The sequence below is a fragment of the Nostoc sp. LEGE 12447 genome (assembly GCF_015206985.1).
Classification (GTDB): Bacteria; Cyanobacteriota; Cyanobacteriia; order Cyanobacteriales; family Nostocaceae; genus Nostoc.
This window is the reverse complement of sequence record NZ_JADEXT010000005.1, coordinates 66,423-88,802: the sequence shown is the minus strand read 5'-3', so window position 1 is coordinate 88,802 and position 22,380 is coordinate 66,423. Positions and strand designations below refer to the sequence as shown.

Annotated in this window: 17 protein-coding genes; 14 read left to right on the top strand and 3 right to left on the bottom strand. The window is 42.1% G+C overall.

Annotated elements, in window-relative coordinates:
• Positions 1-160 precede the first annotated feature (160 nt).
• A complete protein-coding gene (locus tag IQ274_RS08720) occupies positions 161-748 on the bottom strand; it encodes a Uma2 family endonuclease (protein ID WP_194142001.1) in 588 nt (195 codons plus the stop codon).
• Positions 749-839: 91 nt separating this feature from the next.
• Between IQ274_RS08720 and bchD the strand changes: the two genes are divergently transcribed.
• Positions 840-2,870, top strand: coding sequence for a magnesium chelatase ATPase subunit D (bchD, locus tag IQ274_RS08715; RefSeq protein WP_194142000.1), 2,031 nt, complete (start codon positions 840-842; stop codon positions 2,868-2,870).
• Between the two features lie 36 nt (positions 2,871-2,906).
• On the opposite strand, the gene IQ274_RS08710 is transcribed toward bchD, so the two are convergent.
• The gene (locus IQ274_RS08710) at positions 2,907-3,692 is read right to left on the bottom strand and encodes an RNA polymerase sigma factor SigF (protein WP_163929671.1); all 786 of its coding nucleotides are present in this window, start codon (positions 3,690-3,692) and stop codon (positions 2,907-2,909) included.
• 609 nt (positions 3,693-4,301) lie between these two features.
• Here IQ274_RS08710 and IQ274_RS36395 point away from each other — a divergent pair.
• The 12 genes from IQ274_RS36395 to IQ274_RS08655 all read left to right on the top strand — a co-directional run bounded on the left by IQ274_RS36395 (position 4,302) and on the right by IQ274_RS08655 (position 18,425).
• Entirely contained in the window at positions 4,302-4,859 is a 558-nt protein-coding gene (locus tag IQ274_RS36395) for a hypothetical protein (RefSeq protein ID WP_228058109.1), read from the top strand.
• A 165-nt stretch (positions 4,860-5,024) separates the two neighbouring features.
• Complete coding sequence (locus tag IQ274_RS36390; RefSeq protein WP_228058108.1) at positions 5,025-5,612, top strand: hypothetical protein; 588 nt, start codon at positions 5,025-5,027, stop codon at positions 5,610-5,612.
• Positions 5,612-9,088, top strand: coding sequence for a hypothetical protein (locus IQ274_RS08700; RefSeq protein WP_194141999.1), 3,477 nt, complete (start codon positions 5,612-5,614; stop codon positions 9,086-9,088). The genes IQ274_RS36390 and IQ274_RS08700 overlap by 1 nt, the downstream gene beginning before the upstream one ends.
• Positions 9,081-11,837 (top strand): pPIWI_RE module domain-containing protein, encoded by a 2,757-nt coding sequence (locus IQ274_RS08695; protein ID WP_194141998.1) that lies wholly within the window; start codon positions 9,081-9,083, stop codon positions 11,835-11,837. The genes IQ274_RS08700 and IQ274_RS08695 overlap by 8 nt, the downstream gene beginning before the upstream one ends.
• 108 nt (positions 11,838-11,945) lie before the next feature.
• Positions 11,946-12,674, top strand: coding sequence for a Bax inhibitor-1 family protein (locus tag IQ274_RS08690; protein WP_163929675.1), 729 nt, complete (start codon positions 11,946-11,948; stop codon positions 12,672-12,674).
• 131 nt (positions 12,675-12,805) lie between these two features.
• Positions 12,806-13,937, top strand: a protein-coding gene (locus IQ274_RS08685) for a PCRF domain-containing protein (protein ID WP_194141997.1) whose coding sequence is annotated in 2 segments (ribosomal slippage) — positions 12,806-12,880 and positions 12,882-13,937 — 1,131 coding nt in all. Because the reading frame shifts where the segments join, the coding sequence is not laid out codon by codon here.
• A 127-nt stretch (positions 13,938-14,064) separates the two neighbouring features.
• Positions 14,065-15,187, top strand: a protein-coding gene (gene prfB, locus IQ274_RS08680) for a peptide chain release factor 2 (protein ID WP_163929677.1) whose coding sequence is annotated in 2 segments (ribosomal slippage) — positions 14,065-14,136 and positions 14,138-15,187 — 1,122 coding nt in all. Because the reading frame shifts where the segments join, the coding sequence is not laid out codon by codon here.
• Between the two features lie 176 nt (positions 15,188-15,363).
• On the top strand, positions 15,364-15,519 hold the full coding sequence (locus tag IQ274_RS08675) for a DUF3285 domain-containing protein (RefSeq protein ID WP_012408076.1): 156 nt from the start codon (positions 15,364-15,366) through the stop codon (positions 15,517-15,519).
• 164 nt (positions 15,520-15,683) lie between these two features.
• Complete coding sequence (ybeY, locus tag IQ274_RS08670) at positions 15,684-16,211, top strand: rRNA maturation RNase YbeY (protein ID WP_163929684.1); 528 nt, start codon at positions 15,684-15,686, stop codon at positions 16,209-16,211.
• A 151-nt stretch (positions 16,212-16,362) separates the two neighbouring features.
• Positions 16,363-16,818, top strand: coding sequence for a diacylglycerol kinase family protein (locus IQ274_RS08665; RefSeq protein WP_163929678.1), 456 nt, complete (start codon positions 16,363-16,365; stop codon positions 16,816-16,818).
• A gap of 236 nt (positions 16,819-17,054) precedes the next feature.
• The gene (locus IQ274_RS08660) at positions 17,055-17,654 is read left to right on the top strand and encodes an anthranilate synthase component II (RefSeq protein ID WP_114084118.1); all 600 of its coding nucleotides are present in this window, start codon (positions 17,055-17,057) and stop codon (positions 17,652-17,654) included.
• 3 nt (positions 17,655-17,657) lie between these two features.
• Positions 17,658-18,425: an MBL fold metallo-hydrolase gene (locus IQ274_RS08655; RefSeq protein WP_194141996.1), complete on the top strand. Its 768-nt coding sequence runs from the start codon at positions 17,658-17,660 to the stop codon at positions 18,423-18,425.
• A 137-nt stretch (positions 18,426-18,562) separates the two neighbouring features.
• Here IQ274_RS08655 and IQ274_RS08650 read toward each other — a convergent pair whose 3' ends face one another.
• A complete protein-coding gene (locus IQ274_RS08650) occupies positions 18,563-19,786 on the bottom strand; it encodes an FG-GAP repeat domain-containing protein (RefSeq protein WP_163937835.1) in 1,224 nt (407 codons plus the stop codon).
• 1,189 nt (positions 19,787-20,975) lie between these two features.
• Between IQ274_RS08650 and IQ274_RS08645 the strand changes: the two genes are divergently transcribed.
• Entirely contained in the window at positions 20,976-22,286 is a 1,311-nt protein-coding gene (locus tag IQ274_RS08645) for an aminopeptidase P N-terminal domain-containing protein (protein WP_163937838.1), read from the top strand.
• The last annotated feature ends 94 nt before the right edge of the window (positions 22,287-22,380 follow it).

Below are 22,380 nucleotides of genomic sequence, written 5' to 3'. Positions count from 1 at the left end.
TCAATAATTTGCACTTGTCGAATTTTGTTTTAGAGTGCATTTGTTTTGCTGCCGTTGTTATATATCTAACATGAGCTTAATCTGTGTGTCAAGAAGTTTAAAATCACTATAAGCCATAAAACTTACTCCTTAGCCTTATGACTGAATCATATAACAAAGATTAAAAATTCAGCTTTGGCGGAAACACTCTACTCAAATCGAGAGATAAATCAGGAAAACAAGGAAAATTTATCACCTGAGTGGACAGGAAGATTCGCTTATTTGAATAACCATGTTTACCTTGATTATCCTGATATGGTTCACTGTAAGCTTCCAAATAATTATCGAATAAATTGAATATCCAATAATCAGTAATACCCGCTTTAGCATAGAGAGGTATTTTCACATCTTGGTCATAAGCTAAAGAAGAATCTGAAACCTCCATCACCAATAACACATCAGTCGGTTTAGGGTGAGCAGAGAGATAATTATCATCTCGGTTTTGAACAATCGCAAAATCTGGTTCAGGTTCACTGTTAGGTGGTAAAGTAATTGGGGCTTGAGATTGTAGAGTTGCCCTATCTCCTACAATCTTTGGAAGTTGTTTCCATAAATTCCTTAAACAAGTTTCATGGGCTTTACCTTTGGATGCCATTTCAATAATTTCCCCGTTGATTAATTCAATATGGTCATCTTCATGGAAAAAGCCCCATTCTCCAAGCCTGTGGTATTCATCCAGTGTGAAGCGTTTAGCCTGAGCAATACTCATAACCTTACCTTTCTCTCATTGCCATAATACTTATTCTAAATGTGCCAGAAATTGGTATGCTAAAGGCCGAGACTCGCTATGAAAGCAAACAATGACTGCGCCTACTATCAACCCCACCATCACTGCCTTTCCCTTGACAGCTGTAGTCGGTCAAGAAGCAATTAAATTAGCCTTGCTGTTAGCAGCCGTTGATCCTGGTTTGGGAGGAGTAGCGATCGCAGGTCGTCGTGGTACGGCAAAATCTGTAATGGCTCGTGCTATCCACGCTCTACTACCACCGATTGAAGTTGTCAAAGGTTCAATCAGCAATTGTGACCCCAACCACCCAGAAGAATGGGACGATCAACTTTTGGCGGAGTACGCAGACAAAGACATTCAAGATGTACCCGTCGAAATTATTCCTGCGCCTTTTTTGCAAATTCCTCTAGGTATTACAGAAGACCGACTCCTTGGCTCAGTTGATGTTGAAAAGTCTGTAAAACAAGGAGATACCATTTTTCAGCCTGGTTTACTCGCTACAGCAAACCGGGGTGTACTGTACGTAGATGAAATTAATTTATTAGATGACCAAATATCAAATCAGCTTTTAACAGTATTATCTGAGGGACGCAACCAGATTGAACGGGAAGGAATTAGTTTTCAGCATCCGTGCAAATCCCTATTTATTGCCACCTATAATCCAGAAGAAGGTGGATTACGGGAGCATTTATTAGATAGAATTGCGATCGCACTTTCTGCCGACGGTGTACTCGGCTTAGATCAAAGAGTAGCAGCAGTTGAACAAGCGATCGCTTATTCTAAATCTCCCCAAGACTTCCTCAAACAGTACAACGAAGACTTAGACTCCCTCAAAACCCAAATCATCTTGGCACGGGAATGGTTAAAAGAAGTCATCATCACCCATGAACAAATTGCCTACTTAGTGGATGAGTCCATTCGCGGAGGAGTTCAGGGACATCGCGCCGAGTTATTCGCCACGCGGGTTGCCAAAGCGGCTGCGGCTTTAGAGGGACGAACAACAGTTAATGCCGAAGATTTGCGCCGTGCCGTAGAACTGGTAATTGTACCACGCGCCACAGTTGTGCAGACACCACCACCAGATCAAGCACCACCTCCGCCTCCACCACCACAACAAAATCAAGAAGAACCCCAAGACGAATCAGAAGAGGAACAAGAAGAACAAGAAGAACAGGAAGAAAATCAAGAGCAAGAACCGCCCAGCATCCCAGAAGAGTTTATCTTTGATCCAGAAGGGGTAATTCTTGATGACAGCGTGCTTTACTTTACTCAAACAGCAAAGCGGCAAGGTAAATCTGGTAGTCGCAGTGTCATCTTTTCCGATGACAGGGGACGCTACATTAAGCCAATGTTACCCAAGGGAAAAGCGCGACGCATTGCAGTAGATGCAACACTGAGAGCTGCGGCTCCTTATCAAAAAGCACGCAGAGAAAGACAACCAGATAGAAAAGTTATTGTCGAACAACCTGATATTCGCTCGAAACGCCTGGTACGTAAAGCCGGGGCGTTGGTAGTGTTTGTGGTAGATGCTTCTGGCTCAATGGCCCTGAATCGAATGCAATCGGCTAAAGGTGCAGTCATGCAACTGTTAACAGAAGCTTATCAAAACCGCGATCAAATAGCATTAATTCCTTTCCGGGGAGAACAAGCAGAGGTATTATTGCCTCCAACGCGTTCTATTGCTTTGGCGCGTAACCGTTTGGAAAGGTTGCCCTGTGGTGGGGGTTCGCCTTTAGCGCATGGTTTAACTCAAGCTGTACGCGTCGGCTTAAATGCCCAGATGAGTGGAGATATTGGGCAAGTTGTCCTTGTAGCAATCACCGATGGGCGGGGTAATATTCCCTTAGCGCGTTCTTTAGGTGAACAGCTTGAACCAGGAGAAAAGCCAGATATCAAAGGAGAATTATTAGAAATTGCTGCTAGAATTCGTGCTTTGGGGATGCAACTATTAGTAATTGATACAGAAAGTAAATTTGTGTCTACTGGCTTTGCTAAAGAATTATCGCAAACAGCAGGCGGTAAATATTATCATTTGCCAAAAGCGACAGATCAAGCTATTGCTGCTATGACCAAAGGTGCGATCGCTGATTTAAAATCTAGATAATTAGTCATTAGTCATTGGATTTTTGACTCAGTACGACTACGAACCAGTGGGCATTACCTGTGGTTGTAAATAGCAAATCAAATCCTGGATTCCCTTTTGCAAATAGCGCGTTACTGTCATTGGACTAGTGCCAATATTTTTAGCGGCATCCTTGCGAGAAAGTTCCTTCAAAAATACCATTTCGACTGCCATACGGGGCTTTTCTTCCAACATATTGATTGCACCTTGCAGTTGTTGGCGTTCTTCTTCTTGTTGTAAAAGAACATGAGAACGAGGACAAGGAAGTGCTTCACCCAAGGTTATTTGGCAATCAACATAGTTAACTGCGGTTGCATCTAAACTTAAAGGCATCCGATTTTGAGCGGCTAACTTGGTTTCTTGCCATTCTTGTACAGATACCCGAAGTTCACTGGCAATTTCAGCATCTTTAGGCTGGCGACCTAAAGACATCGCTAAGTCCTTGCGAATCTTTTGCCCTTCATTGTATAATTCTTGCCAACGGCGGGGAATCTTTAATAGAGTACTGCGATCGCGCAAAAAGTGCAGCATCTCACCGCGAATGTAAGGCACAGCAAAGGAACTAAAAGCATATCCTTGGCTGGGATCGAAACGCTCAATAGCCCTAATCAAACCAAAATACCCAATTTGTTCTAAATCTTCATAAGGTTCATTACATTGATGGCTGAATTTATGAGCCATCTTCCGTACTAAGCCAGTATGTAACTGTACAAGTCTATTACGAAGTTTAATAGAAGGATTCTGGTGGTACAAGTGTAATAATTCTATACCATCAGTTCGTAAAGAGGACTCACTTGTTGCCATATACATTCCTTTGTTGTAACTCCTATTCCTGAGATAATGGAGTTGCGTATATTTTCTTCTAAGCTGTTATTATTCTGCTTAGTCAGGGAAGAATAAGCCATCGTCGTTTCACTGAACTTATGAGGGGTCTAACTCCATAATTCAGTATTTGTACGCATGATTTTCATAACCTTTCTGTTGCAGGTTATTTTTGTTTTTTATATAACTCTTGAATGGCACAGAATCTTTAGCTTTTGCAACAAAAACTAGCTATTTCTCCTGAACAATGCATAACTGACCTAATAGCCATCTGTCATACTGAGAGCAACGTGAATCGGTACTGAATTAATTGCAAAAGAGACTGGGCAATTTTATCTTTTAGTACGCACCGTCATTAATAAAGGTCGAAAATCCAAATTGAAAGTTGGGTGGAAGAACAAAACCTAAGCTACAAAAAACAGAATTCCGACTCATTTTTATGGAGATTTGTACTTAGTTAGGTTTTGAGGTACATTTCTATTCAATAGTTGGTGAGATAGAAACTTTGGAAACTTAGTGGAAACATGGAAACAGGTGATTGACATGCCAGTTTGGTGGGTGTCACACTTCTGCTAAACAGGAGGGTGAACAATGAAAATCACCAAACACCGACAAAAAATTCTGGATACACTTCAGCAATGGTTCAGCATCCATAAACAAGGACCAACTCTAGAAGAGTTGTGTCAAGAACTCGGAATGCAACCACGTCAGAAAGCAACAGTTCAGAAGTGGTTGCAAACTATGCGCGGTATAGACGTGGAATGGGATGACCACAGCGCCCGCAGTCTTCGCCTCCTCGTCACATCTGAACCAGAAAAAGCCTCCTTACAGCTATCTGTGACGGATACTCTGCGGTATCTGGCTACTGGTGTGGTGCAGTGGGAAAAACTGGAGCTAGAAAAGCGAAGTCAAGTACCAGAAGCCCTTCGCATTGGAATGTCCCGTATGTACTTAACTTCCTTACTACGGGGAGAACAAGCCCCAGAGAACCTACCTCAATTTTTTGATTGGGCGGAAACATCAATTGCTTCCTGGAAACCAGCCCAAGAGATTAAATATCTTTCACCAGATGTCAGCGTTATAGAAGACGGAGTAGTTTCCGATTTTGCTACAGAATGGCAAGTTTCGGGTAATGATGTGGTGGCGTAGGTACAAGAATCAGTACTGAAAGATGTACTGGAATACTGTCGGGGAAATCAGTTAGAAGATGTTTATCGCGCTTTTCGACAACTGATTATTACTAAACCCACTCTTCATTACTCAGAATATCGCCAACGGCTACGTTTACCAGAACTCAGACCACTGCGGGAGTTATTGTCACGGTTAGAAATCTATGTTGATATGGATAAGTTGGCGGAGGGCAGCGTCTATCATCTGTGTCCGCGCTGCAAGTATGTGCAACGCCAACGCCCTGATGGTACTTATACCTGCCGTAACCCTTGGTGTGAAAGACTTTGTGCAACCAGCAACTTTCAACCATTGCCACCTATCTCTAAGGAAAAAGCAGCAGACTGGAAAGCTGTTACTCCTGGCGTGCATTTGTACGGTACGCTTCCAGGAATTTGGGAAATTCAACTTCAAGAAGAACTTACAAAATTGGGTTTGTGCGTTACTCTCTGGCCTTTTGTCGATGAATTTGACTTACTCGTAGAGTTCCCGCGCAAAGTTCGCTGGGCAATTGATTTTAAAGATTGGGCATCCGTGGATGAAGAACGTTTGCAAAAGGTGCAGTATCGGCGTGATGCAACGGAAACCTTTGTAGTTTTTCCAGATGAACGCGAAGACTATTTGCGGATAAAGGTAGTGCGCGAACAACTAGAACCTGAACTTGAAGGGGTGCGTTTGCGCTTATTTAGCGAAATCATCACTCAGGCTCAAGTAATTTTGGGGAAGAAAAAATAATGCGTGACACCATTAGCTGGCGCAAGGAGCTGTGTAAAAAACTCCGCAACTCGCATGAATTACAACAGCATATAGTATCTAGTTTAGTTAACGCAGATACTAAGGTACAACAGCGAGAATTTAAGCGTCTGGCCCAACTCATTGCTGATGTGGAATTGGGATTAACCCTACTTAAGGAAGTAGCACCAGAAGAACCTGCCACTTCTGTGGAAGCTTTGCTCAAAGGATATCACTTTCCAGTTGAACAACTACAAAGCGATCGCAACTGGCAACTTATACAAAATGCTCGTTTCTATTTGATTAAGCGTAAAGGCAGACAATGGCTGCGAGTTCTTCAGGAGTACATCAACTTACCTGAAATTATTAGAATCTACAGCCTTGAGGAGGCAAGGAATGTTCCTCAACCTATTCCATCCAGTACCTATCCAACTCGTTTAGAGAAGATATATCTTCCAACCTTATTAAAAACTCCACAGCATAGACAACGAAAAGTCAAATTAGCAGATGAGGGACGGTGGTATGCCAAGATTTCCCAAAAGGGTAACTCTCCAGTTGAGGTTCCTATTGATATTCCCAAGGAAGTTGCTAATATAGCACCTTCATCTGTAGTAACCCTTCGTCGCACACGGACTAAGCAGAATCCACAGTGTAGCGTTACCCGTGAAGAATTAATACTAGCTGCCCAAGAAATGGACGATAAATTGTCCCAGTTTGGGCAACAAGAAAATTATCGTAACCGCTTGGAAAATATCCTCTTCCAGCTATACGATGCTGAATCAGATAATTTCCATCAAGGTAATCAGCTGAGTTTTGAGGGGCTGATGCACATTGTTGGGCTTTTGAATGTGGGCAAGTCTACCCTGTTGGAAATTCTGATTTACTTCTTCGCTAAACAGGGCGATCGCTGTGGTTTGATGGTGAATGATGTTGCTACAGCAGTGCGCCTCGCTTCCTTGTTCTGCCACAAATTAGGAATTCCTGCTGCACCAGTGTTGGGTAGCAAACGCCAAGAGCAACTTGCAAAAGTCTACGAACCTATTCTCAAAAGTGAGGGTAAGGAAATTACTAAGGGAGGCATGCACCCTGCATGGCGTTGGTTTAGCCAAGTCTGTCCACTTTTAGCTCTAGTGCAATCAGAAGATAAATGGGAATTTGGCAATGAACCTTGTCACAAGCTTTATCAAAAAGTACTTGTAGCTGATAATGATGATTCTGATGATGAAGACTGGCAAGAAAGTGATGAAAAATACACTTGTCCCTTTTATTACAAATGTCCACGTCACCATTTAGAACACGATATTGCTACAGCTTCAGTCTGGATTTTCACCCCTGCTAGTTTCATTCATACTCGTGTACCCCGCCAAGGATTTGAACAAGACTTGACGTTTGCTGAGGCTGTTTATCGAGAATGTAAATATCTATTCGTTGACGAAGCCGATCGCGTACAAATTCAGTTTGACGAAGAGTTTGCCCCTGATGAAGTCTTAGTCGATGGTTCTGGAAACTCATTTTTAAATAAACTCGGACTTAACCAGTCCACGATTTACAATTCCGATCGCAGTGATATGGCAGGCGATCGCTTTGTTGCTTGGACAAGCGCACATTACCATACCCAAAATGCTACTAACCGCATCTATCACTTACTCCTCACGCACCCTAAATTGGTTGCGTGGTTGGGGCCACTTCCTTTTACAGGTCGTTCTCTATTTGCTCGGATTATCCGTGATCTAGTTGATCCACCTGAGATTCCTGTCTCAGCGAAACCGAAACTAACTCGCCAACAAATCATGGAAGAACGGCGTAAACGCATCATTGAAGCAGACTTGGCTCCCACAGAGCAACGTCGCCGCCGCAAACAAATGATGGATCAACTAGATGGATTTTTACAACATCCGTTCAATCCGCGTCGTGGTGGTGAACTTTCAGGTTTGGCGTTGACAATATTAACTGCGGAAGATGACCGTCAAGCCTTAGCTGAAATTGCTCCTTGGTGCAAAAGATGGATAGAAATCCATAATCTTTCTCTACCAGATGAGACTCAATTTGAGGAACTAACCCGAAATCTCCAGTTTACAATTTTAGTCACCATACTCGACAACCGCCTGGGTTTTATAGTTGATAATCTGAGCGACCTTGGTCGGGTAATTAACTTGCACGACTCAAGCCAAGACCTTTTACATCGTCCACCGGATGACTTCCTCCCAGTTTTACCAGAATCGCCAGTAGGAAATATTCTAGGTTTTTTGTATAAGCAAGAACGTAGCGCTAAAAAAGCTGGCAAGCTGGACTATTTCCGCTATGTAGGTGTAGGTCGTGCGTTACTGTTAAATTTCCCAAAACTGTTTGCAGTTGATGATTGGCAGGGCCCACATACTGTTTTGATATCAGGTACTAGCTACGCTCCAGGTTCGCCAGCTTATCACATCAACATAAAACCCACTGTATTGTTGCAATCTAGAACTGGTGAGGCAGGTATAGCTGAAAGTCAATTTTTCTTTAGTCCTAAACAGAATCCGCAAGCCAACTATATTGCTTTATCAGGATTACCACCTGCAAAACGCAAACTTGCTGCTAAAGAAATGGTCGAGGCTATGTGCTACTCGGTAAGAGGTGGGGAGAGTTTTCTAGATGGGGTATTTCAGGATTTAGAACAGCGAAAACAACAGCAACCTGAATGGTGGAGCGATCGCGATCGCATCTTGATTGTCGTGGGTAGCTACGATGAATCCGAATGGGTCACGTCTATCTTACAATCGCGCTACCGCTTTGACGTAAACATCAACGATGACGGTATTGCTACCCTCCGCCGTGACAATGCTCCTACTCATCTTCATGGTATTTTGCGAAGCGAAATCAGGAATTTACAACATTTACGCACCCAGATTGTAGTTGCTCCTTTGATGGCTCTAGAGCGGGGTCATAACATCTTGAATGCTGAAGGCAAAGCTGCATTTGGTGCAGTGTTATTCCTCAATAGACCTATGCCAATCCCTGATAACTGGCAATCTACTGTTCAGCAACTCAATGCTTGGGCACTGAAGCACGAAAAAGACTCCACTCTTTATGAAGAAGCTCAATCAATATCGGGGAACCTAACCCTAACTCAGGTTGCAGATATTTTCTACCAGAATGCTGTTGCCGAGATGGTCAACTTGAACTATACGGCATGGGCTTTTAAGCAACTAACACAAGGAGAGCGATCGGTACTTTGCTGGACTCAGTTAGTGAGTATCTGGCAAATCATCGGGCGTTTGGTGCGTGGTGGTGTACCAGCAATAGTCCATTTTATAGATGTGAAATTTGCCCCAAATTCAGCCATTGACGAACAAGACAGCGAAAGTACTTCACTTTTGGTTGCCATCATCAAGGTGCTGGAACCCTATGTAGAAGGTGAGGATGTGCTGGCGCGATCGCTCTATGGAGCTTTTTTGAATGCGTTGAAACAAATGAGAGAAAGAAACTTAAACTATGACTAAAATTATTCTTCCTGGTGCTTGGGAACTTACTGCAACGAATCCCACATGCGAACTTTATGCAATCTATGTCCCTACTACATGGCGACAAGTCACCAACAACCTTGCTCAACAGCGTGCCAGACTCCAAGGTAAAAGTTATCGGGCTGTGCCAGTTTATTCTCTCGATCCCCTGGTAGTTGGTAGTTTTCCCAAAATTATCAAGACTTTGCGTAATGGCTGGCAAAAAGACAATGTACCTTGGTTGTTAGCAACGGAAACCATAGACATTTCTGACTTGGGTAACTTGATCAAAGATTGGTTGATAGAAGAATTTAGTTCTTTGGAGAATGTTGAGTCACAGCTTGCAAATTTAAATAATGATGATTGGCAATGGGAAGATTCACAAACCTATGAGTTACTCCATCCTCAAAACAAAGTCGAAACAAGCAACCTTTACCAAGCAATTCCAGATTACCTTGCCAAGGAGTTTCTCAAAAACCCAAGAGTTTCCTTTGGTGTTGATGAGCAGTATCAACTGACATTTTATCGAGTCGTCAGCCTCCAAGGTGCTGAGTTGATGTCATGGCCTCCCTGCGAAGTTACGGTAACAAAAGGAAAGGAAACCACAGAAACAGCATACATCTCATTTGTTATTGAGTTTGTTTTACAAACAATTCCTTGGCGCGAAAAACCTATTGTTTATCATCATTTATCAATTCGACGTTGGCTGACTAAACCTCTGAAAGTACCTTATCCGGGTGTGAAAGCTCATATTGGTGATAACCGTCGGTGGTTAGATGGACAACGCCAACCCTTTTGCTTTATTCCACTGACGATGAACCGTTATGGAAAGGAAGTAAAGTGGCCTCAAGCCATCAGCAATCTTCTTTCTCTCAATGACTCTCAACTTCCTGACGCAAATAATTTCGTTTCTAACCCAAATCATAACTGGTCAGGTGTCAACACAATTCCTAGTGGTATCCAAGCTGCGATCGCATACACTTCTAAATTAGGGGAACCGCCCTGTTTTCCTGGTGTCAGTCCACAAGATTTAGCTAGTTTAGATCAAGCTATTGAAGCGCATCTTCCTGTTCAGAGAGTGGGTGAGGCTGAAAGGGTGACAGGTAACGTTTTTATTTTCTGGCCTTTAGAGAAACCCAAACAGAAAATTTTTCGCCCTCGTGCTAATGAAGATAACCAATCTACCAAGCCTAAAAAAGCCAAAAAATCTAACGATCCTAATCATTCACATACACCAATGCTGCGACCAAAATTAGCAGCGCCAGCAGTATTTCGTGAAGCTGAAAATCCTCTTCGCACTATACTTATTTTGTGGGAGACTCCACAATGTCGTGATGCACTAATTGCTGAAATTTGCCAGTTACTGTATTTATCACCCACAAAGGTAGAAAACATCTATCAAGGTTTCTACGGTTCTTTATATATCAAGACTCAACATGTTTGCGACCTCACACAAGACCTGGAAATTAAACATTTCTCCGAAGTAAGAAAAAATTATCAACAGCAACGCCCTGATTTATTAGTAGAGCGCATTAACAAGATTACAGAATTTATACCCCAAACTAAAGAACTAAGTGGGGCATTAATCGAAATTAGACGCAAACCTCGTATATCCGAGGCTGATCCCAAGTTGGCGTGGCGAATTGGAGCAATGAAGGCAGGCTATCTCAATCAACACATTCACCGAATAACCACCGAAAATGATGCAGAAAAGCTGAAAAAATCTGGTTTGGAACCAGTGAAACGAGCAGTATCAGACTTACTAAGACAATTTGGGATTTTACCCGATACTCCTTTAATTAATCCCAAAAAAGATGGCATTGATCCTGATGTTTGGTTAACGTGCTTTTATGTCCTACGCCGTACTCGCAAAACCAATGCCGAAAACATTCCCAAAACTGTTGTTTTGATGATCAGAGTTAATCCAATAACAGCTAAAGTAGAATTAACAACTCCTGATTTATTTAAAGAACAAGGCTGGATATCATATCCTGTTGGACTCGCGCATCTTCTTAATGAAGACTGGGATTCTAACTCTTATGATGAAAGTAATGAAGAGCTTGATGATGAACAAAAGCGCCAAGAGCAAACCAAAGAACAAAGGCTAATCAATAAGTTCGTTGCTGAATGTTTGCAAGAATGTTTAAATACTCCAATTACTGATAATAAACCCCCGCGTATACTGTTCATGGCAGAGGCACTAAATGCCCGCAAAATGCTGAACTGGCTACAAAACCAAAACTTACTGAATAATGACCCACTGCAAGCATTAAAACAGTACCTTTCACAACAAGAAATCAATCGTCTGTGGGTTGTGCGCTTACGAATTGCAGATACTGGTGAAGTACCAGTTGCTATTGTTAAAGATTCTCCTGGGAGCCGAACTAGTGGAGTTTACCGATGGCGCAGTGTGTGTGATGATGGGGAGCGATCGCTCTACCTGAGCGTTAGGAAGGCGTTGTATACTGAACGAGGCACAACAATATTACAAAAAAATCAGTCTCGCCTTGACAATGGCAGCAGGCAACCTGGAAGAGCCAGAATCTTAGAAATAGCCTTGATTTATCACCCAGAAATCAAGGGCGACAAGCTAGCTCACTTTGTCCACTCTCTCAGAAGTCGCTGGCCTTATTTTGCAAATGACGTTTCCTTGCCTTTGCCTTTTCCCTTTGCAATCAAGGCTAAAGAGTATGCTGTCAGTACTAAAGATCCAGTGGAATCCTCAGAGACTGACGATTCCAATTTTTAACAACGAAACTACCTTTCAGATTTTGCAACAATTTTAAATCGTTGGCTGTTAACCGCAAAGATTGGTAACAATAGGAATAAGCACAACGTTTTCCTAAAAAACAGTTTTATGAGCAATACCAGTAATTTTCGTGAAGCTATCCGTGAGGCTAAATCTCACGCCCTCGTTGGCCCAAACGTAATCGCCAACGCCCTCCCCTACGTCGGTGGTGGATTGGTGCTAACGGCATTAGGAACCTACGGCGGTTTGGGAGTTATCCGTGCTAACCCCGAAATCTTCTTTCCCACCTTCATCGGTGCGGTGATTTTGGAGCTAGTTTTGTTCTTTGTTGCCCAAAATGTTGCCCAAAAAGGTAACAAGGGTCTTGCGCTACCCCTGTTGGCAACCTACAGCCTCTTGTCTGGATATACCCTCAGTGGCTTGGTATTTGTCGCTTTGAGATCCCAAGGTGTTGGCATTCAAGGTATTGGTTTAGCAGCCCTTGGTTGTGGCGTTACCTTTATAGCTGCTCGTCAAATTGGGTCAAATCTTTCTGAACAAGATGGCATGGCTTTGACAAAAACCATCAATCTTGGCGTTATCGCCTTGGTGGTTGTGTGCCTTGCCCAATTCGGGTTTGCTATGTTTGGTGTTTACACGCCAAATTGGTTAGAAATCGCCATCTCCGGTTTAGGAGTATTCCTGTTTGTTGGGGTTTCTGTTGTCGATTTCTACATCTTGCCCCGCACTTACAGCGATGACCAATATTTGCCTGCTGCTTTGTCGATGTATTTAACTTACATCAACTTGTTCGTCTTTATCTTGCGGTTGCTAATTGCCATCAATGGCCGCGATTAATTGTCTGTAGGCACTAACAAAAGTCAAGTTCTATAAAGTTAAAACCGTGGTTAAATTTTTAGCAACCACGGTTTTTTTTTCGTTTTAATAGTAGAATATGTAGATAAGTTTAGCCTCAAGTGAGCAAAACTATGCTTGAACTCTTAAATATCAAAATTGAAGTAGAAAAGTTGTCTAATATCTTGGGTAAGGCTGAGGACTGTCTTTGACCTCCAATATTTGACTGCAAGAATTCAATATTTAGATCAAGTAATTGCTCAACCGGATTTTTGGAATCATCCAACCCGTGCTTATGAAGTACTTCAAGAAATTGAATACTCCATATTCTACAAGCATCAGGAATATCAGCGCTGGTGTTCGATTCTAGAAGATATCAAGGCTGCGTTGGAATTGCTGGAATTATCAGCCGATGAGCAATTGTGGCAAGAGGTGCAAAGCAACCTTACCCAACTCCAACAAGAACTCGAAACAGCAGAAATACAACAATTATTGTCTGACCCCCATGACCAAAAAGGTGCATTTTTAACTATTACTGCTGGGGTTGGTGGTGTAGATGCTGAATATTGGGCATATACCTTATTGCGGCTGTACCACAGTTGGGTAGTTAGTCACAATTATTTAGTGGATATAGTCGAAGAATCTTATGGAGATGAGGCTGGCATTAAATCTGTAACCTTAGAAATTATAGGTCGCTACGCCTATGGTCTCCTTAAATCAGAACAAGGAACCCATCGCGTAATAAGAGTTTCTCCCTTTAGCAGCAACAGCAAACTGCATACTTGCCTAGCCAGTGTAGAAGTCAGCCCGATTTTAGATGAGTCTGTTGATTTTGAGATTCCAGAGAAGGATTTGGAAATTACTTGGCCTCGCTATCAGGGGAATGTCAACCGGACAGAAACGTGGGTAAAGATGGTTCACATTCCTACAGGAATTAGTGTATTTTGTAACCAACAGCGCAGTCTGATGCAAAACAAAGAGAAAGCCTTAGCTATTCTCAAGAGTAAACTGTTTGCGATTGCACTAGCCCAAGATGTCCAGATTGACAAAATTCAACCCCGACAGATAAAACATCTATCCAATAAACTCATCCGTGAATATATCTTGCATCCTTACACTAAGGTGAAAGATTTACGTACCAATGTAGAAACAACTGCTGCAACAGAGGTATTAGACGGTAAGATTGATTTTTTTATCAAAGCCTATCTGCAACAGCTAAATTACACTACTTCAGTGGGCAAAGAAGAGCTTGATAATTTCAAGTAATTTTTGTAGCTTAATACAAGTGGTGCGGCGAGAAATTGCCCAACTACAGCTAAAATTAATAGATACAAGTAGAATAAAGAGCGATTTTCCAATCCAAAGCGCTCTATCTATCATTACAGCAAGCATTATGGATGTCCTAGAACTGAAACGCGAAATCGAAACGTTGTCTGGCCGCCTGGGTAAAACCCAGGACTATCTTTGACGTACCTGCACTGACAGCCAAAATTCAAGACCTCGAAAAAATATCCGCTCAACCAGAATTTTGGAATGAGCAAACCCAAGCCCAACAAACGCTACAAGAACTCAATGACCTGAAAGCCCACCTCCAGCAATATGATCGCTGGCACGCCAATCTAGAAGATACTAAGGCAGTTGTTGAATTGTTGGAGTTAGAAACCGATGAGGCACTACTCCAAGAAGCAGAATCTACCATCACTAAACTGAATCGTGACCTGGATCAGTGGGAGTTACAACAGTTACTTTCCGGCCCCTATGATGCCGAAGGTGCTGTACTGACAATTAGTGCTGGCGCTGGTGGCACAGACGCTCAAGACTGGGCATTTATGCTGATGCGGATGTACACCCGTTGGGGCGAAGCTCACGGCTATAAGGTAACTTTAGCTGAAGAGTCGGAGGGTGATGAAGCCGGAATTAAATCGGCAACCCTAGAAATTACTGGTCGCTATGCTTATGGTTACTTGCGTTCAGAGATGGGTACACATCGCTTAGTGCGGATTTCACCTTTTAATGCCAACGGCAAGCGACAAACCAGTTTTGCAGGGGTGGAAGTGATGCCGCAGATTGATAACTCTGTGCAATTAGATATTCCAGATAAAGATTTGGAAATCACCACAACTCGGTCTGGTGGTAAAGGTGGGCAGAATGTCAACAAAGTAGAAACTGCGGTTCGGATTGTTCACCTTCCTACAGGACTTGCTGTGCGCTGTACAGAAGAGCGATCGCAACTGCAAAATAAAGAGAAAGCCCTAAATCGCCTCAAAGCAAAGCTTTTGGTCATCGCCAAGGAGCAACGCGCCCAAGAAATTGCCGAAATTCGTGGCGATATGGTGGAAGCCTCCTGGGGAAACCAAATCCGTAACTATGTCTTCCACCCTTACCAAATGGTGAAAGACTTACGTACAAGTACAGAAACAACGGCGATTGGCGATGTGATGAATGGCGAACTTGATCCATTCATCCAAGCTTATTTGCGCCAAGAAAACAAATTAGTAGAAAACCCTGACTCATAATTTGGGATTATTTGCAAGTGCTAAGTAATGAATTCTTAACATTACTTAGCACTTTTGATTTTTGAGGATTTTAGATTGGCGCGTTTTCAGAGAAATTTCTGAGTAATATGCAAGCGATCGCCATTCTATCCCAGACCAACTGTTACAGTTATAAAAGAGTCTGTAGACAAATAACTATGAGCAACTCTCCTTCAACAGAACCTCAACCTAGCTACGTAAAACTCGCCATGCGAAACATGGTGCGGAAGGGTGCAACTTCCCTGAAGCATTTTGCGTTGACTGCTGTAGGGCTTTTAGCTCTCCTTGTCGGTCTTGCTTACTTAACTCACTAAGCTAGTCATTAGTCATTAGTCATTAGTCATTAGTCATTAGTCATTAGTCATTAGTCATTAGTCATTAGTCATTAATTATATTTAAAAGGACAAAGGACAAAGGACAAAGGACAAAGGACAAAGGACAGTCAACCCTAAACCTCAGACAAGGAGACTATGTGCCCCTGAGCGTTGAACTATATGTGGAGGATTCTTTTTACGATTTGTCTCTGACAACATCTGTAAAAATTACTGACACTGATACTCGAATTCCTCCTGAAACTTGGGAAAATTGGTTTAATAACTGGTTGGAAATACTTCAACCTCAAATTCCGCCAGCGCCAAGTTATGAAATTGGGCTGCGTTTGACAGATGACTCGCAAATTCAAGAACTGAATGCTCAGTATCGTCAACAAGATAAGCCTACAGACGTTTTAGCTTTTGCTGCTTTAGAAGTGGATTTTCCGCAAAGCAAAGAAATGCTTGCATCTGTACCATTATACTTAGGTGACATTATCGTGTCTGTAGATACAGCACAGCGTCAAGCTAAACAGCAGGAACATAGCTTACCAACTGAACTAGCTTGGTTAGCATCTCACGGTTTATTACACCTGTTGGGCTGGGATCATCCTGATGAAGAAAGTTTGGGACGAATGTTAAAACAGCAAGTAAGATTGCTGAATGCGATAGGTATTGCTATTGACATAGAATAGCAGTAGTTATGTGTTCTTAATGTTAATTTTGGGTAATACTTTTATAATACTTCTGTGCAAATTTGCTTAAAGATTGCCTCAAAGTTAATTCTGCCATTAAGATCGGCGAATATTCCCACTGTAGCAACTCTATTTTTGTATTTTTAAGTCTATGTCCCCAAAAATTTCTTCATCACCAACGCCTACCTCGTTACAAACAGTGGTGTCTAACGAACGGGAATTTTCCTGGAAAGTAGCTTCTAATTTATTTGTTAGTTTTAAATATGCCTGGGCTGGAATCAGCTATAGTTTTCAAACTCAACGTAATTTTCGCATCCACGTAAGTGTTTGTGCTTTAGCGATTGGTTTAAGCGTTTTTTTGCACCTGCAAGCTGTGGAAATAGCGGTAATTGGTATAACTAGTGGTTTAGTTTTGGCATTAGAGTTACTAAATACAGCGATCGAGTCTCTTGTGGACTTAACCGTTAAGCAGACATATCATGAATTGGCAAAAATCGCTAAAGATTGTGCAGCTGGTGCAGTTCTTGTCTCTGCTTTGGTAGCAGTGCTGGTAGCTGGTACGCTATTGCTCCCTCCTCTGGTAAGGTTAATTATATCCGCTTTGTAAATATGATTTGCGTAGGCGTAGCCCAACCCAGGCATCGCCAAGTGACTTGGTAAGAGGATCGCACTCTACCCAATTCACTGTGGAGAAGACATTATAAGAAATTAAAAATCTAAGAAGTGGCTTGTTATAAAGTAGCCGCTTCATATCTATGTGTCTACGTTAGCGTTATTTTTATATCTAGCGAACAATATAGTATCAGTAATCTGATGAGAGCTAAAAACCAGGAGTGATGAGCTTTGATTATAGTTATCGACAATTACGACAGTTTTACATATAACTTAGTGCAATATCTGGGAGAATTGGCAGCAGAATTCTCAGTAGCAAATGATATTAAAGTTTTTCGTAACGACAAGATATCCATAGATGAGATTCGGGCATTAAAGCCGGAAGCCGTAGTTATTTCTCCTGGGCCTGGCCGCCCGGAAGATGCGGGTATATCCTTAGAATTGATTGAACAGCTAGGACAAGATTTGCCAATTTTAGGTGTCTGTTTAGGACATCAAAGCATCGGTCAAGTATTCGGTGGTAAAATAATTCCTGCTCCAGAGTTGATGCATGGCAAAACTTCTCAGGTATCTCACACTGGGGTGGGGGTTTTTCGGGGATTAGAAAATCCTCTCATCGCCACTAGGTATCATAGTTTGGTAATCGAACGTGAGACTTGCCCAGATGTGTTAGAAATCACCGCTTGGGTTGAAGATAACACCATCATGGGAGTGCGACACCGGAACTATCCTCACATTCAGGGTGTCCAGTTTCACCCAGAGAGTGTCCTGACATCTTCAGGAAAACAGTTATTACGAAACTTTCTCGAACAGTTACAGTCAAGAGCATAATTAATGAAACGACGACAGTTGATGGGCTATGCTGGGGCGGGGTTGGCCACAGCTTTAGTTACTACCTTGGGTTCTAAATCTCAAGCTGACGCACAATCTAGCGGTTTATCAGTTCAGTGGTTGGGTCATACTTGCTTTCTTTTTACTGGTGGTGGTGCGAAAATTCTCGTCAATCCATTTCGGACGGTTGGCTGTACTGCTAAATATCGACTACCAAAAGTTGCAGCAGATTTGGTACTGATTAGCAGTCAATTACTGGATGAAGGTGCGGTGGATGTACTACCGGGAAATGCAAAACTCATCTACGAACCAGGAGTTTATGAGTTTAAAGGTATAAAGTTCCAAGGAATTGCTATAGACCACGATCGCAAAGGTGGTAAGCAATTTGGCTCAAATACTGCTTGGAGTTGGAAGCAAGGCGGGATTAATATCTTACACTTAGGGGGAGCCGCCGCACCTATTTCCATCGAGCAAAAAATCTTGATGGGACGACCCGATGTACTATTCATTCCAGTGGGAGGCAGTGCAAAAGCCTACAATGCTCAAGAAGCAAAGCAGGCTATTCAAGTATTAAATCCCAAGCTGGTGATTCCGACCCATTACCGGACACAGGCGGCTGATGCTGCTAAGTGCGATATTTCACCACTTGATGATTTTTTGACCTTAATGCAAGGTACGACAGTGCGGCGTAGCAATGGAGATAGTATTTCCATTAGCCCTGGTAAATTGCCAGAAAAGAGTGAAATTCAGGTTTTGACTTACAAGTTTTGAGGAGCAGGAAATGAGGGGATAAGGGAGCAGGGAAAGCAGGGGGAGCAGGGGAGGTAGGGGGAGGCAGGAGAGGCAGGGGAAGCATTTGATAATTCCTAACTCCTAACTCCTAACTCCTCACTCCTAACTCCTAGCTTTTAGAATGTATACCACTGTGGGCCAAGCTTATCTGCATCGCTGATGGGATTGTCAACTGCTGTTGTTCCATCTATAGTCCAAATGTTGTCTGAACCTGCGGTCTGATCGCGCCAGTAGATATCGGTCTTACCGTCGCCGTTGAAGTCACCAAGGGATGGTGTCAAGGCCGCGTTATTAGTTGGTAAGAAAGCTTCAGTCGCAACTGTTGTACCATCCATCAACCAAGCAGTGTTCGCACCTGTGGTTCCATTGTGCCAGAAGATATCGGTCTTACCATCACCATTGAAATCACCAATTTTGGAAGTCCAGGATGAGTCAAGTGTTCCCAAAGCGCCTTCTGTGACTAAGATGCCTCTCATCGTCCAAACCTTGTTCTCACCTGTTTGAGCGTTTCTCCACAGAATGTCAGTGCTTAAATCGCCGTTGAAATCACCAAGGCTAGCAGTCCAGGCTGCGTCTTGAGATTGCAGCGCAAATTCAGTCTTTTGGGCACCATCCATAAACCAAGCGCTGTTATCGCCAGTTGTCCCATTGCGCCAGAAAATATCGCTCTTGCCATTGCCATCGAAATCAACAATGGTAGGAGTTAGAGCTGTGTCTGTAGTGTCTAGAACAGTTGCAGTGAGAACTGTAGTGCCATCCATCTCCCAAATAGCGTTCTCACCGGTTGTAGCATTATGCCAGAAGATATCAGTTTTGCGATCGCCGTTGAAATCCCCAATCTGAGGACTCCAGGCTGCATCAACGCTAGATAGAGCAGCCGCAGAACCAACTCTAGTTCCATCCATCAGCACAATGCTGTTCTCACCGGTTGTCTTATTGCGTAATAAGAAGTCGGTTTTACCATCAGCATTGAAATCAGCAATTTTGTAATCATAGGCGGATAGGTCAAATTGACCCAAAGATCCCTGTTCGACAACTTTTGTGCCATCCATCAACCGAATAATAATCTCACCAGTTGTAGAATCGACCCAAACTTTATCTGTTTTGCCATCACCGTTGAAGTCAGGAACAATCGCCGCACTGGTTAAGTAAGGATTAGGATTAGGATTTGCTGACACCACCGCAGATTGTTGTGGTTGGTAGGAACTCTTACTCCCCAAAAACGAATCAGAATTTAGAGGAGTTACGCTATCAAGAGGAGATGATAATGCTTGTATTTTTTCGGAAGTTTGTGTCCATTGTGCATTCAAAGTTTTTGAAGTATTTTGAGTTCCAAACATGGTGTGTTTTTATGATTGGTTGTCATATTTTTTTAACTTTTTTTTGAAGCCGCTTTCTGTAACGAAATAACATTTTCTAGGTTTTCCATATTTCTTTATAACTATTTTTTATTTATTAACATCATTATTTGAAGATAAATCTTTGTTTGTTTTAAATGATAATTACAAAATTTTCAAGTCCTATGTAAACAATTCTAAAATTCTTTTTGCTCATTATGTATATGATGATTTACAGACAAAGCTTTATTGCTTTATCTGTTTTCTTTGACATTAAAAATTTTTATCAAAATTCTACTTATATCTTGAACGGCTAATTAGCCAGACAAAAATTATTCACACTACACCATAGGACTAATATTTGATTGCCTAAAATAACTCCGTACAACTCAAAAGGCCTTCTTGAATATTGCCTCTTGCCTGCCCAGTATGGCTGCTACGCCAAGCTGCGCGAACAAAAATCAAAGCGGCTTGCTATAGTAGCCTTTCAAGCTTCGATTCATTGGTAAGTAAGTTCGCAGAAAGGAATTTAGTCCTTATTTTTTAAGTACTCAAATGTTTAATACAAACTTTCAAAATTAGCTTTATAAAGTAATCTTCGTATTTATTGCAAAGTTACAAATATGCTAAAATAGAAATAATTACTACATTAGTTCTAATAATTTGTGTAATAAGTCATTGTTTTATGATGAATTTCTCAATTGTTTGCGGAATCACTACTATTTTTTATTTGTGGAATAGCTCTAGATGTCTGCTTACTTTCTTCAACTGTACGAACAGGTAATTGTAAGCCAGTTTCGAAAAATTAGTATATGTAAATACTACGAATTCATCTTTATTGGCCACGGAAGCGATCGCTTTTATTGCTAGGGGTTGAGCAGACATATTATTGACAGCGTGTTGTGGAATTTATTAATTACCAAAATTGATATGGAATAAGGCGATAAAAATAATTTATTTTTTTATCAAAATACTAAATCATTCAATAACAACAATATTTCCGAGTTATTTCAAAATTAAGAAATTTGAGTATTTCAAGATAATTAATTATTCTCCAACGATTTATGGCTGGAGTGGAAACAAATATTGGTTAGAATAACTTAGATTAGCAACTATTAAGAGGCCTGAATTGTGCATCTACCCAGTTGCTAAAAGTGTAAAATAATACAATTTATTCATAAAAACATCAGCTATGCAAGCAGAATATCGGCAGCGTCGCGAGCAGTTAATGGCAAAAATTGGTGATGGCACAGCCATTTTTCGCAGTGCGCCAATGGCAGTGATGCACAACGATGTCGAGTATGTTTATCGCCAAGACAGTGATTTCTTCTACCTAACTGGTTTTAACGAACCACAGGCAGTAGCAGTGTTAGCGCCACATCATTCAGAACATCGGTTTGTGCTGTTTGTCCAACCGAAGGATCGCGAAAAGGAAGTATGGACTGGTTATCTTTGTGGGGTAGATGCAGCCAAGGAAATCTATGGTGCTGATGAAGCGTACCCCATTAGCGAGTTAGATGAAAAGTTGCCGCAGTATTTGGAAAAAGCCAGCCGCCTTTACTATCACTTAGGACGCGATCGCACTTTTAATGACCAAATCCTAAGACATTATCAAAGTTTACTGCGGACTTATCCTAAACGCGGTACTGGGCCGATCGCTATTGAAGATACTGGCCCTGTTCTCAACAGCATGAGACTTATTAAAAGTGAAGCTGAGTTGGGGTTAATGCGTCAAGCGGTTGCGATCGCCACTGAAGCACACAATTACGCCCAAGAAATCACCGCACCCGGACGTTATGAGTACGAAATTCAGGCGGAGATGGAGCGCATTTTTCGAGTCCGGGGTGGCATGGGGCCAGCGTATCCTTCGATTGTGGCTTCCGGTGTGAATGCTTGCGTACTGCATTACATTGAAAATAATCGTCAAATGCAGGATGGAGAATTACTGCTAATTGATGCGGGTTGTGCTTACGGTTATTACAACTCGGATATTACGCGGACATTTCCTGTAGGGGGTAAATTTACGCCTGAACAAAAAACGCTGTATGAGATTGTATTGGAGGCGCAAAAACAAGCGATCGCTCAAGTGAAACCAGGTAATCCCTTCAAATTAGTTCACGATACAGCAGTGCGCGTTATCACCGAAGGTTTAGTTGAACTTGGCATTCTCAAAGGTGAAATTGATAAGTTAATTGAAGAAGAGAAATATAAGCCATATTATATGCACCGCACCAGTCATTGGTTAGGTTTGGATGTTCATGATGTAGGAGTTTACCAGCACGGTGAAGACAAACCGCAGATTTTACAACCAGGCCAAATTTTGACAGTGGAACCGGGATTATATATTGTGCCTGATACCAAACTAGCAGAAGACCAGCCACAGACTGATCCTCGATGGATTGGCATTGGTATTCGGATTGAGGATGATGTGTTAGTTACACCTGATGGACATGAGGTGTTAACTGCGGGAGTTCCCAAAGGAGTGGATGAACTGGAACGATAAAAAAGGGAGAAGGGGAGCTAATTTCCAAGTCTCTCTCCCAATTTGGAAAACGTTAGAAAACCCGGCTTCAACAAAGTAAGCCGGGGTAATTTAT

Bases quoted from the DNA above. Each gene is read 5' to 3' on its own strand.
- IQ274_RS08720 (WP_194142001.1), bottom strand. From the start codon at position 748: ATGAGTATTGCTCAGGCTAAACGCTTCACACTGGATGAATACCACAGG.
- bchD (WP_194142000.1), top strand. From the start codon at position 840: ATGACTGCGCCTACTATCAACCCCACCATCACTGCCTTTCCCTTGACA.
- IQ274_RS08710 (WP_163929671.1), bottom strand. From the start codon at position 3,692: ATGGCAACAAGTGAGTCCTCTTTACGAACTGATGGTATAGAATTATTA.
- IQ274_RS36395 (WP_228058109.1), top strand. From the start codon at position 4,302: ATGAAAATCACCAAACACCGACAAAAAATTCTGGATACACTTCAGCAA.
- IQ274_RS08700 (WP_194141999.1), top strand. From the start codon at position 5,612: ATGCGTGACACCATTAGCTGGCGCAAGGAGCTGTGTAAAAAACTCCGC.
- IQ274_RS08695 (WP_194141998.1), top strand. From the start codon at position 9,081: ATGACTAAAATTATTCTTCCTGGTGCTTGGGAACTTACTGCAACGAAT.
- IQ274_RS08690 (WP_163929675.1), top strand. From the start codon at position 11,946: ATGAGCAATACCAGTAATTTTCGTGAAGCTATCCGTGAGGCTAAATCT.
- IQ274_RS08675 (WP_012408076.1), top strand. From the start codon at position 15,364: ATGAGCAACTCTCCTTCAACAGAACCTCAACCTAGCTACGTAAAACTC.
- IQ274_RS08665 (WP_163929678.1), top strand. From the start codon at position 16,363: ATGTCCCCAAAAATTTCTTCATCACCAACGCCTACCTCGTTACAAACA.
- IQ274_RS08655 (WP_194141996.1), top strand. From the start codon at position 17,658: ATGAAACGACGACAGTTGATGGGCTATGCTGGGGCGGGGTTGGCCACA.
- IQ274_RS08650 (WP_163937835.1), bottom strand. From the start codon at position 19,786: ATGTTTGGAACTCAAAATACTTCAAAAACTTTGAATGCACAATGGACA.
- IQ274_RS08645 (WP_163937838.1), top strand. From the start codon at position 20,976: ATGCAAGCAGAATATCGGCAGCGTCGCGAGCAGTTAATGGCAAAAATT.